Genomic DNA, 10,702 nt, shown 5'->3' with positions numbered 1-10,702 from the left:
GTCGATGCCTACAATCACGCTCGTCGGCTCAAGACCCTGCGGGGCCTGACACCCACCGAGTTCATCCTGAACGCCTGGACGAAAGAGCCCAATCGCTTCAGGATCGACCCGTCACACCTCATCCCGGGACCATACACCTAGCGAAAGCGGTCGCGGCACGATGGCCCGAGGTCGCGATCCTTGTCGTGTCTGGCCTTGCAACACCGGCTGAGGGTCAGCTGCCAATGGGGGCGAGGTTCATGCCGAAGCCGTTCTCCGACGAGATGCTGGTTGATGCCACGCGCCGAGTAATTGCGGCGCGCGGCATCAAGCTGTGAAGGACGCCTCGCCGGTTGAGCCGGTCGAGGCGACATCTAGCTACCCTGCTCAGGCGGCCGAGCGGCCCGGCCGGCCCAGGCCAATGGTCTTTGCCAAGGCAGAGCGCCGGGCGGAGTATTCCAGTGCTGTCATGGGGTAGTCGGCTGGCAGGCCGAAGCGCTCACGGTATGAATGCGGATGGAGGCCATGACCGTTTAGGTGGCGCTTTAGGGTCTGATACGTTTTGCCATCAATGAAGCTGACCAGCCCGTCGGGTCGGATCGATTTGCGGATCTCTGCCGGGGTCGGCAGCGCGACTTCCTCGTCCGAGGCGTTGGCACCATCGGTAACTGTCTCGCTGGCGATACTGTTGAGAGCCGAATGAACGGTGCTCATCAATCCCGGAATCTCTACCGCCGGTATGTGATTGTTGGAGACGTAGGCCATTACAAGTTTGCTGACTAGCGCAACCGTATCGGCGCTCTGTGCTTGATTTTTATGCATCATCTGATTGTTCTTTCGGCTTTGATGCAAAGTAAGATTGCTTGATATAAGATCCAATACAAGTCTCGCGCGTCAATAAACCGCACGTATCATTTGTGTTTTGCATTCATACTGCAAAGATCGGGCAGTTTCGGCAATCGCAGCGGGAGGTAGGAGCCGGGGCGTCCCTTCAGGGCGGCCCCGGCTCTTGCGCGTCGCTCCGCGGCAGTGACGGCGTAGGGCGGTGCGTTTGGCTGTTGCCGGCATCCGCGTGGGTTCTTTCCAGATCAACTCCTAGTTCGGCTCAAGGCACAGATGTATGGCGGCGTTAGATACGCCACTATCCTGGCGCGACAGCGAAGCTCAAAAACTTCGTGAAATTACAGATGATGCTGACGAACACAGCAGATTTTTCACTGTATTCAATGACATATATCGCAATCTAGTTAATGTAAAAGCGAACAATATATTCGAGTGTAGGTTAAAATCGTCCGTATTGAGAAATATGATAAGTGATTTCTAAGAAGACGACTATCTAGATTACTTAATAGAAAATGAAGCTGACGCCTATGAAGCTGTGGCGATGTCGGTCGTGCGGAATTTGTTGCAACTCGATCGGCCATCCGCAGAGCCGAGCCTTGGCCTCCCAAGAGAGCCGAAGCTCGGGGGTGTGCCAGCTCTACTGATGCGACCGCCCGCTCAGCGATGATCGCGGCGCTGTGTGAGAAGCCCCGGCCGCTCAGGCGGTCCGGGGCTCTTCGCTCGATCATGTAGATCGAGGATACCTACTGCTCAACGATGATGCCGGCGATGATGCCGCCGCATCATCCGCATGCCACCGGTCCGGCGGCTCATCATGCTACCGGCGCGGGCATTGCGGTGCATGGCGGCCTGGTTGCTGTTGCCGGTCGCTGAGGCGTTGGGGTCGAGACCGTCGCCTGGCGCTGCAATGCTGCCCGTGTTCGCGCTGACCAAGAGGCCGAGTGTCAGGGTCGCGCCGAGGATGAGCTTGTTCATGAATAGGGCCTTCCACGGCGCGATGCCGTCGAACCGGAACAGAGACCGCGTAGCCAAGTTCCTGCGTGAACGTGCTTTGGGGGTGTTCTCACGGTTTTATGAGGACACCCGAACTGCTTCAGTATTTTCCGCCAAGCTATCACTTGACGATCCGGCGGAGCGTGTAGAGCAGTAGGCCTCCTTTTGTGGAGGAGACGACATTGGACGAACAAGTTGAAACTCAATCGACCGACTTCATGGAACTCGCTGCTGACCTCATCGCGGCGTACGTATCGAACAACAACGTGCCGGTATCCGAGCTGCCTGGCGTGATCGCTTCCGTGCACGCGGCTCTGTCCGGCCTCAGCAATAGCGCGCCCGCCGAGCCCGCTGGCCCGGAGAAGCCGACGCCGGCGCAGGTCAAGAAGTCGATCACGCCGGACGCGCTGATCTCCTTCATCGACGGCAAGCGCTACAAAACGCTTAAGCGCCACGTTACCAAGGCCGGCCTGACGATGGAGACCTACCGGGCACGCTACGGCCTGCCGTCGGACTACCCGTCGACTGCGGCGAGCTACTCCGCTCAGCGGTCCGAGCTTGCCCGCTCCCTCGGTCTCGGTCAGCAGCGGCGCAAGGCGGCCCCCAAGGCCGCGGACACGGCTGAGACGGTCTCCGAGGCACCCAAGACCCGCGGCCGGAAGCCCAAGGCTGTAGAAGCCCCCGAGGCGGTCCCGAAGGCCCGCGGGCGGAAGAAGGCCGAGAAGGTCGCCGAGACGGCCTGAGGCCGCTCAGCGCCCCGTTCCGGCACACCGCGGCACCTGTCGCGGTGATGTGCCCATAACCGGGTGCCGGCATCCTGCACCCGGGCCAAGTTGCGTATCGGCCTAGCTGGTGAGATCCGGTCTTCCCCCGCCGCGTGAGCAGATCGCGGCGGGGCCGAACCGTTCGGGGTGCTAGGCCAGATCGTTCTGCTCTTCGGGGTCTTCCGGGAGGCGCTCCGCCGGATCGACCGTCTCCTTCGTGTGGCTCCCCTCGATCTTCGGGGTGGGGGCCTTCACATCAGTGGTGCGGACGGTGGTGTGAGTGCCTTCGGCCTCCGGCTCGTTTTTGTCGGGCATAGGCGTTCCTCCGTGTCGCTAATCTGTCTGACGCTCAGCGTGCTCCGGCCGCGCCTGTCGACGGGGCGGTGGCGCCCGAAGTGCCAGCACCAGGCGCACCTGTCCCTGTGCTCATCCCATTCGCTCCCGGGGCCGTCATCGGCGTGGAGCCCGCACCCCCACCGGCATTCGCGCCACCCGGGGTAGAGAGTTCCTTCGGCTGGCCGGTGGTCGAACCGCCGGTGCCGCTGGTCCCCATGCCAGTCCCGGTCGTGCCGGAGGGCGCGGTTGCCTGTGCGAACGCGGCACCGGACAGAGCCAGAGTGCAAGAGGCGACGAGCGCGAGTGTTCTAATCGACATCGATGATCCTTATGCTGCGCCAATACGGGCACGCTGCTGGTAAGGTCAAACGTGCATCCAGGCACGTTTGTTCAATAATCTGTGCGCCTATGATTGAGTGCTACCTGCCCTGTAAACTCTCGGTGAAATGCTCCAGCACCTTGCCAAGGTGCCCGATGATCGTCGCCCTTTCCAGTTCGGTAGCTACGATCTTTAGTACCGCGATGCTGAGCCATTCGCTGCATCGCCGCTGCGCCTCGTCCATGTGCTTAGAGGCCTCCGACGAGCCATAGTCGAAGACGGATCGCAGCGTCAGGCAGGTCTATATCGTGCGTGGCCGCAAACTCATGAAAGAGCGATCTGCTGATTTTTTTGCGAAGCGTGAAACTTTCTCGTCTTTGATCCTGTCTCTCCTGCGATCGAGAACGGAAGATAGAAAATCCAGGAGGAATGTATGCGCTCCAGATTTACAATTTTTAGCATGATGATTGTAGCTGCCACGCCATCTGTAGCGCAGGAGCCTCAGAAGCCAGCTGTCACGGATCAGCAGAGAAAATCTGTCAGTGATGAGAAAGCGGCGCAGATCCGAGAGTTGATCGAGAAGGCCAAAATCAGGCAGCAGGGCATTGATCGACAGAACGAGAATTTATGGATCCGCTGGACGTATGCGGTTTGCATTGGCTGTGGGCCTATATCAGGCAAACTTCGCAGCGTACGAACGAACCCCTTACGTGTATTGGCAGGCATTCCGGCTGCGGAGGATGACGCTCGGGCCAACCGCGGGAAGCGACGCGTCTAGATGTCGGGAATGCCTCTGTAAACGGTATAGAGCCTTCGACCTCGCCTGACTCTGGCGGGGGTTCGGCGAGCATGCCGACCTCTACGATGCGTACCTCCGGCGGACGCAGACGTGCCGCTATCAGCGTGCCGTCGGGACCAAGCAGCCGAACCAGTACGGCCGGACCTGCCGCGCCGCGATCGGCCTCGAGGGCGGCGACGGGCGCACAGGCTTGCCCTCGCTGACCCGACCAGTTGCCATGCATCAATCAAACTTGTCCAAGCTGCATTGAGCCCCTACCCTAAGCGCCATGTTCAATCCCGCTATCTTGTTGAGCCTAGAGGCCTCGATGCCTCCTCAACCGCCAGTGATGGTGCAGGAAAGGGTATGGCAGTCGCCCGGCGGAGCTGCACAGCAGCGCCTCGCTCAGCGGCTTGCTGATGATTACGATGCGCGGGCTACAGCATGGTTAGCTCGTATGGACAATGTGAAAGCTGAAGCCGAGGAAATTTCTTCTTTGGGGTTAGCTAGTCCAGATGATTTAGCTACAATGGATAATATTATTGAGGAATACGAGGCTCATGCCGATGTTCGTGCGCTTTTTAGCTCAAGACTCGTAAAGCGTATTCGACGCGAAGTAAAAGCAATGTTTGAAATCGATCCTTCAGTTGCGGCTGCGGCTCGTGACGGAGGAAATCGCCTTATTGCCACTGATAAGAAAATTGTCGAAGCGCTTCTGGATTATGCCCTCTTTCTTCGTGCACTTCGTGCGGAAGGATCAGGCGAAGCACATGGCGGCCCAACGTTCGACAATGCCGACGATTTGCAGAGGCACCTAGACAGCCTCGCTGCGTGAGCGTGCGCATCACGGTTGAGCCCAGCTATGGACGGGGGCTCAAGGCTTTGCCGCCAGATCGAAGGAAGGCGGCAAACGCGGCGATCGTAAAGTTTCAGGCTGAGCCCGGCCTGCCTAGCCTTCGGTTCCGACAGCTCAAGGGGCGCGTGGACCACTTCATTATCAATCCGACCCGTGGAGATCGCATCATCCTGCGTCGGGACGCTGAGGATTTGTATGCCGTGATCGACGTAGGCCCGCACGACAATGTGCTGAGGCGTTGGGATCGATAGGCTTACCGCGCCTCGTCCGTGCCAACCATCCGCACGGTCGCACCAAGGCGGCTCCGATCCAGCCCCTTCGCCACGTAGCGCTCATCTGCCCGGGCAACCTGCACCGGAGCCGGCGCACGCCCCACGATGCTCAGATTGCCTCGTACAGCCCGTTCAAGCTCGGACCGCACCGCGCCATCCGCCAGGACAGCGAGGCCGCCCACGGTCGCTACAACGAGGACGCTGCGGGTGATGATCGAGGTGAGGGTGAGCATGGGGTGTCCTGGGCCTTTGGGGACCGTAGCAGGTTCATGAGCGCCGGGATGCAGCGCGGCAGGCACAGAGCGCGGCCGAATGCGTCCGCGGCCCTCACGGAGCAGCCTGCAGCCGAGAGATCGTGCTGTGGCTGACGTTGTAGCTCCGGCCGATCTCCGCGCAGCTCTCGCCGGCCTCCCACCGTGCCAGGGCCTCCCGCTGCTGATGGGGCGTGAGCTTGTGCTTCGGGCCGGAGCGGATGCCGCGTTCCCGTGCTCGCTTCAGCCCCTCCCCTGTCCGCGCTTGGATCAGCTCACGTTCGAACTCCGCCAAGCCTCCGAGGATCGTGACCATGAGCCGGCCGTGTGCCGTCGTCGTGTCGGCCCAGGCGTCCGCCAGAGAGCGGAAGCCTGCGCCGCGCCGCGTGATCTCTTCCAAGACGTTGAGGAGGTCGCGGGTCGACCGTGCCAGGCGATCGAGGCGGGTCACGATCAGCACGTCGCCCTCAGTGAGGCGGCCGATCGCGCGCTTAAGCGCGGCTCGGTCCGTACGCGACCCGCTGGCGGTCTCCCGAAAGACCTTGGAGCAGCCTTCAGCCGTCAGGCGCTCGACCTGTGCGGCAAGGCTCTGGTGGTCCGTGGAGACGCGTGCGTAGCGGTAGATCATACCTCAGTTGTGCACAGGAGTTCTGCACGAAGAATGAAGTATGATCTCAGCGGCTTGGCTTCCGTGCACAATCCCTGGATCGTGCACGCTATACTGAGCCTTATGCAGACAGCATCACGTTGGGAAAACGGTCGTTTTCTGACTGTTGTGCCGCGACCCGCAGTTTAGCGTTGACCGCCGACACCGCAAGCTCTCGTTTGTTTAGGTCAAGGGCCGTCCAGTTCAGCCCTTCCAGCCGCTCCTCGACGGTGCGCCCGGCCACCGTGATCTGATCCAGCCTCCCAAACAGCAGAGCACAAGCCAGTAGGCGGTGTTGCACCAGCGTCCGGAGAGACGCGTACCAGCGGCCAAGCGATCAGATCGTCTCGCCCGTCGTGGATAGGTGCGCACGGGCGCGTGCGGCAGAGAGGTAGCGCCCGATCAGCGCTGCGTAGATGTCGGGTTTCAAGCCGCGCGCACCCAAGGCGTGCACGATTACCTGACGACGGCGTCGGCTCACCCCAGCCCGCGAGAGCAGGCCCGTCGCCCGCGGCAATGGAGCGTCTGGCGTGAGCGCCAACGTCAGGGTGACACGTTTGCCGTAGCTCACTTGGAAGTCCGCTACGTCCCGCCACGCCACTGCGCCGTCGAGGAGGGGGGAGCGGAGCGTCTCGGGCGTCAGCACCAGCAGGGGCGAGCGGCCGCGCCGGTGGACCAACGTCGCGTAGAGGGCCGCCCCGATGACACCCGCGACCACGACGGCGGTTAGGATCTGCTGCGCGAGTGCGTCGTGGGCGATCCCAACGGCCCGCGGGTACAGGACGAAGGCTGCCCCCGCGGCCGCGAACAGTACGGCGAGCACGCCCATCGTCCAGATCATCGGCGCGCCGTTCTCGTAGACCAGCGTCTCTTCGGTCGGCACTGCCGCGGCGGTCACTTCCAGGTAGGCTCGTTCCGATGCCCGATACGCTCGGGCCCCGGCGAGAAAGTCGGCGCTGAGGTTGCGGCACAGGCCAGCCCAGTCGGCAACCAGCGCGCTTGGCCAAGTACGGTTCTCCGCGCCCAGTGGGCGGGCAGCATGGGTGAACAGGGCGTCGTCGAGGGGGACGCCGAGGGCCGCGATGCGCTGCCTGTCCGGCGGGTGGGTGTCGGTCGGGTGCTCTTGCCGTTCGTCGAGATGCGCTGCCGGGTCGGGAAAACCCACGGCCGGGATCGCATTGAGCACGCCTGCGACGAGGTCGCTCCCCGCCGCGTCCGGCGCGGCGAAGGCGGATCCGAGTGTCTTGCCCACCACAGGCCCGAGGCAGCCGACGCGAAGTAGGGCAGAGGCGGCGGGTACCGTGCCTGAGACGAGAGCACCGCGCCGGTCGGCTTCGAACTCGCGCACCCGGCTCCAGCGGGCCACGGCCGCATCGAACGTACCGAGGCTGCGGTGGCCGACATACGCTGCAGGTCGAGTGAGGATGTTGCCGACCCCGGAACCGCCGAGCGCAGCCAGCGCTCGTTGTAAACCGGCGTAGATCGGGGTGAAGCGCCGGCTGTAAGCGGTGTCCTCGCCTGCGAAATGCGCAAGTTCATGCCCGATCACCGCGGAGAGCTCACGCCCGTCGAGCACGCCGAGGTAAGGGGCAGGAAGGTAGAGGGTGCGACCAGTCAGGATCGTCCCGTCCAAGGCCAAGCGTACGGCGCCCTCCATGACGAAGAAGCCGCCGGTCAGGCCGACGATCACCGCGTCCGGCGGGAGAGCGTCCTGGCGCCCGGCGAGCTCGCGCACGAGGCGCCATAGGCCGGGGGCCTCCCGCTCATTCAAAGCCTGACCGTTCACATCGATGGGCTCGGGGGTGAACAGCGCGAACACGCCGCGCAGTCCGCGTACGGCACCAATTGCGGCCCAGACCGCGAGAACGGCGATGATCAGCGCGCCAAACAGCAACTTTGCCTCGCCGGCCGAAAACCGCCCAACGAACCACAGGCCCCCAGCCTCGAACAGGGTCACGCTTAGCACAGCGAGACTGAGGCCGATGATCTGCAGGCCGAGCAGTACCGGCAACGCGCGATGCACAAGGCCAAAGCTGGCAAGCAAGGCGTCGCGCGAGCGCCGTGCCCACAGACCTGCTGCCGCCGCGCCTACCAGCGCGACCAGACCAGCTAGCATCGCCAGCATCGTTCCAACGAGGGTCGCATACGGGATCCATGCCCGGGCGCTGGCAAGCGGTCGGTCGCGTTCCGCGCCGGCTAGGGCTTCCTGCGCCTTGTCGGCGGCCAGCGCTGCGCCGTAAGCGGTGCGCGCACCCTCGAACCGGACTGAAGCGAAGGGGTCCGTTGCCGCCAGCAGGCGCAGCTGAACCAACGAGACCGGCAACTCAACGAGCCGGCGGGTGTAAGTCGCGACGGTCTCGTGTCCGCGCTCGACCTCCCAGGCGCCGAGACCCGCGAGTAAGGTTGGCGCACCCACGACCCAGGCAAGGAGCAGGACAATAGGGGGAAGCCGTAAGCCATTGCCTCGCCCCATCCAAAACCGTGTGATCATGGAGCTCTCGGGGTCGGATTTATAAGGAGACGGGGACGTCCCGTGCGGTTCGGGCAAGCCCTCAGCTCGGCCGAGCACGGCTTTCGTACCGCTGGCAGGACTCGAAATCGCGCACCGAGCGGTTGTAGGTGTCGTTGAACAGCTGCGCCGGCTGGCTCGGATCGCCCTTTGTTTTGATATCCCGAGCCACATCCCGGCCATGGCCGATCACGCTTGCCACCGTGTCGGTGTACCCCGTACATGACGAGTTCGCCTTCGGGGTCATAGCGTCGAACGTCGTCCCAAGCTGACGGTTGGCGTTCGAAACCTCGCCGAGTGCGGCCAAGAATGGGCCCACGTCCGCTTTCGGTCCGAGGGCTTCGAAGCGCTGCACCGCACGCCGGAGGGCGAGGCTGGTCGTGAGCAACCGACGTGCTGGGGCGTCCTCCGGCATAGCCGCTGCACGCCGGTCGTCCCGAGCGAGTTCGCGTTCGAATAGCGCAGTGCCGTAGGCGTCCATCGCCTTGGCGGCGGCTTCGACCTTGGGCACCAGGATCAGGTGCTGCTCGCGCGCGAACTTGTATCCGTCTTCCTTGAACTCGCGGGTGGTCTGGTAGCGGGTCAGCGCCTTCAGTGTCGGATTGAGCTCGCGCAAGCTAGCAAGCAGCCGCGCAGCCTGCGGATCGACCTCCGGGACGGTACTGGGCAGGGCCGTCGCTTTTTCCAGCTCGTCGATCACCTCATCGAAATCGACGATGCCGAAGTGGTACCACGCATTGGCGCCGAGCTTCGTGCCGAGCTTGAGCACGCGTTCGTTGTCTCTTCGATACGCGGCGAGCTGACGCTCCAGGGGATGGGAGCGCACAAGGTGGTTCTGCGCCTCGGTGTAGGCGTTCACCTTGGCTTGCTCCTGCGCCTCTGGGCTTGGCGGGGGCGGCGCAGCCCGGACGGGCGCTTGGGCTGGTGCTCGTCCGGCCGTTGCCGTCGGTGGGGTCTGCAGCAGCGCCTGGGAGGCTGGTGGCAACACGGGGAAATCACACTTGAAGGCGTCGACCATGCTCTTTCGCACAGCCTCGTGCGCCTGGGCGCACTGGTAAGCGACGATCGGACGAGCGGCCTCGTTGCGAGCAACCGCCTCGCGGAAACTATCGCGCATGGTGTTGATGCCTTGCCGGATGTTCGGGCGAACGGTTTCCGGCACCCCAGGGCTAGCTGCGCACTGCGCGTAGGCAGCCAGGAACGCGTCGCAGCTCTCGACGTCGACCGGCGTAACCGGGCTCACGGCCATGGTTGGCGTAGCCAGCGCGACGGCGAGCCAAGCGACGGCAAGGCCATAGCGCAGCCCGGGCACCCCACCGACGATCGTCATACTTCAATCCTTAGCTACGGTACGGTTCGCAGATCACAGCGTTCAGAGATTGCGTAGAGCAAGCAGAGGCACGAAGGCCGTGAGCGCTACGGGTAAGGTCCAGTACTGTATCGGCACCCAAAACAGCGCATGGCGTCGGCGCAACAGGACGCGTTGGTTCGTGGCTGGGTCGACGAGTTCGCGTGGCGGCGCGCCATTGAGGCGCCGGCCAACAAGCCAATTTGCGCCTGCCGCGGCGAAAAGGCCGAGGCTGACGGCAAGAAAAATCAGATCAGGATGGCCGACAGCGCGTAACGCGAAACCACCCAGCGCCCCGACGACAACGGCGGTACCTATAATCACGGGCACGGCCAAGATCCCCCAGCCTGACCAGATGAACAGCATAGCACCACCTCAGTCTCGATCGGGGTTGTGACCGAACGCGCGGACGAGGCTGTCGCGTGATACGACGGATCCGTGTCGCCACGTACGGGTGACTCGTGTTCCTACTGGAACTGTAATTGGGGCGACGCTGTGTTCACGGCGGCGTGATGTTTCAGGATCGAGCGGCCGCGTTCGGTGGTGACGGCTCGGCGTTAGTGAGAGACCCGCGTTGCTTCCAGCGCATTCGTCCTCAGGCACATCTACTCTGCAGCAGCTGAGGTCCAGTTCGACTCGACCGACATACGAGGCAGGATCCTAGCGCGGTGAGATTGCGTAAGGCCTTGCCCTACCGCAAGCTTGGGGGGGGGCGATATGCACTCACAATCGACCCGGCTCAAAGCCAGCCGGTCTGGTCACTTAGGCGAGTGGCTGGCGCACGCGCATCGAGCGTTACGGAAACGGG

At 63.1% G+C, this 10,702-nt stretch carries 12 protein-coding genes and 1 pseudogene; 3 read left to right on the top strand and 10 right to left on the bottom strand.

Translation table 11 applies throughout. The features are described from left to right. A pseudogene (locus MKK68_RS00070) lies at positions 1-141 on the top strand (IS481 family transposase); the annotation flags it as partial. A gap of 225 nt (positions 142-366) precedes the next feature. Here MKK68_RS00070 and MKK68_RS00065 read toward each other — a convergent pair. Further along, positions 367-804: a MucR family transcriptional regulator gene (locus MKK68_RS00065; RefSeq protein WP_244027320.1), complete on the bottom strand. Its 438-nt coding sequence runs from the start codon at positions 802-804 to the stop codon at positions 367-369. Between the two features lie 768 nt (positions 805-1,572). Continuing rightward, positions 1,573-1,797, bottom strand: a complete 225-nt coding sequence (locus tag MKK68_RS00060) for a hypothetical protein (RefSeq protein ID WP_244027319.1) — start codon at positions 1,795-1,797, stop codon at positions 1,573-1,575. A 200-nt stretch (positions 1,798-1,997) separates the two neighbouring features. Here MKK68_RS00060 and MKK68_RS00055 point away from each other — a divergent pair, with 200 nt between their 5' ends. After that, positions 1,998-2,558 (top strand): MucR family transcriptional regulator, encoded by a 561-nt coding sequence (locus MKK68_RS00055; protein WP_409567124.1) that lies wholly within the window; start codon positions 1,998-2,000, stop codon positions 2,556-2,558. Between the two features lie 171 nt (positions 2,559-2,729). On the opposite strand, the gene MKK68_RS00050 is transcribed toward MKK68_RS00055, so the two are convergent. Further along, on the bottom strand, positions 2,730-2,894 hold the full coding sequence (locus tag MKK68_RS00050) for a hypothetical protein (RefSeq protein ID WP_244027317.1): 165 nt from the start codon (positions 2,892-2,894) through the stop codon (positions 2,730-2,732). Between the two features lie 440 nt (positions 2,895-3,334). After that, positions 3,335-3,478 carry a hypothetical protein gene (locus MKK68_RS00045; RefSeq protein ID WP_244027315.1) on the bottom strand — a complete coding sequence of 48 codons (144 nt, stop codon included), beginning with the start codon at positions 3,476-3,478 and terminating at the stop codon, positions 3,335-3,337. 883 nt (positions 3,479-4,361) lie between these two features. On the opposite strand from MKK68_RS00045, the gene MKK68_RS00040 reads away from it, so the two are divergent. Next, positions 4,362-4,847: a hypothetical protein gene (locus MKK68_RS00040; protein WP_244027308.1), complete on the top strand. Its 486-nt coding sequence runs from the start codon at positions 4,362-4,364 to the stop codon at positions 4,845-4,847. A gap of 274 nt (positions 4,848-5,121) precedes the next feature. Here MKK68_RS00040 and MKK68_RS00035 read toward each other — a convergent pair whose 3' ends face one another. The 6 genes from MKK68_RS00035 to MKK68_RS00010 form a co-directional block, all read right to left on the bottom strand. Beyond that, a complete protein-coding gene (locus MKK68_RS00035; RefSeq protein ID WP_244027306.1) occupies positions 5,122-5,373 on the bottom strand; it encodes a hypothetical protein in 252 nt (83 codons plus the stop codon). A gap of 94 nt (positions 5,374-5,467) precedes the next feature. Further along, positions 5,468-6,019: a recombinase family protein gene (locus tag MKK68_RS00030; RefSeq protein ID WP_244027304.1), complete on the bottom strand. Its 552-nt coding sequence runs from the start codon at positions 6,017-6,019 to the stop codon at positions 5,468-5,470. A gap of 100 nt (positions 6,020-6,119) precedes the next feature. Continuing rightward, entirely contained in the window at positions 6,120-6,281 is a 162-nt protein-coding gene (locus MKK68_RS00025; RefSeq protein WP_244027302.1) for a hypothetical protein, read from the bottom strand. Between the two features lie 93 nt (positions 6,282-6,374). Then, on the bottom strand, positions 6,375-8,528 hold the full coding sequence (locus MKK68_RS00020) for a M48 family metallopeptidase (protein ID WP_244027300.1): 2,154 nt from the start codon (positions 8,526-8,528) through the stop codon (positions 6,375-6,377). 61 nt (positions 8,529-8,589) lie between these two features. Then, positions 8,590-9,876 carry a DUF3829 domain-containing protein gene (locus tag MKK68_RS00015; protein ID WP_244027298.1) on the bottom strand — a complete coding sequence of 429 codons (1,287 nt, stop codon included), beginning with the start codon at positions 9,874-9,876 and terminating at the stop codon, positions 8,590-8,592. Positions 9,877-9,918: 42 nt separating this feature from the next. After that, entirely contained in the window at positions 9,919-10,260 is a 342-nt protein-coding gene (locus MKK68_RS00010) for a hypothetical protein (protein ID WP_244027296.1), read from the bottom strand. Positions 10,261-10,702: the final 442 nt, after the last annotated feature.

The organism is Methylobacterium sp. E-016 (assembly GCF_022829745.1).
Lineage (GTDB): Bacteria > Pseudomonadota > Alphaproteobacteria > Rhizobiales > Beijerinckiaceae > Methylobacterium.
This window is presented reverse-complemented; position numbering and strand designations above follow the sequence as displayed.

Excerpts from the sequence above, each read along its gene's own strand:
- MKK68_RS00065 (WP_244027320.1), bottom strand. The coding sequence starts at position 804 with ATGATGCATAAAAATCAAGCACAGAGCGCCGATACGGTTGCGCTAGTC.
- MKK68_RS00060 (WP_244027319.1), bottom strand. The coding sequence starts at position 1,797 with ATGAACAAGCTCATCCTCGGCGCGACCCTGACACTCGGCCTCTTGGTC.
- MKK68_RS00050 (WP_244027317.1), bottom strand. The coding sequence starts at position 2,894 with ATGCCCGACAAAAACGAGCCGGAGGCCGAAGGCACTCACACCACCGTC.
- MKK68_RS00045 (WP_244027315.1), bottom strand. The coding sequence starts at position 3,478 with ATGGACGAGGCGCAGCGGCGATGCAGCGAATGGCTCAGCATCGCGGTA.
- MKK68_RS00040 (WP_244027308.1), top strand. The coding sequence starts at position 4,362 with ATGGTGCAGGAAAGGGTATGGCAGTCGCCCGGCGGAGCTGCACAGCAG.
- MKK68_RS00035 (WP_244027306.1), bottom strand. The coding sequence starts at position 5,373 with ATGCTCACCCTCACCTCGATCATCACCCGCAGCGTCCTCGTTGTAGCG.
- MKK68_RS00030 (WP_244027304.1), bottom strand. The coding sequence starts at position 6,019 with ATGATCTACCGCTACGCACGCGTCTCCACGGACCACCAGAGCCTTGCC.
- MKK68_RS00020 (WP_244027300.1), bottom strand. The coding sequence starts at position 8,528 with ATGATCACACGGTTTTGGATGGGGCGAGGCAATGGCTTACGGCTTCCC.
- MKK68_RS00015 (WP_244027298.1), bottom strand. The coding sequence starts at position 9,876 with ATGACGATCGTCGGTGGGGTGCCCGGGCTGCGCTATGGCCTTGCCGTC.
- MKK68_RS00010 (WP_244027296.1), bottom strand. The coding sequence starts at position 10,260 with ATGCTGTTCATCTGGTCAGGCTGGGGGATCTTGGCCGTGCCCGTGATT.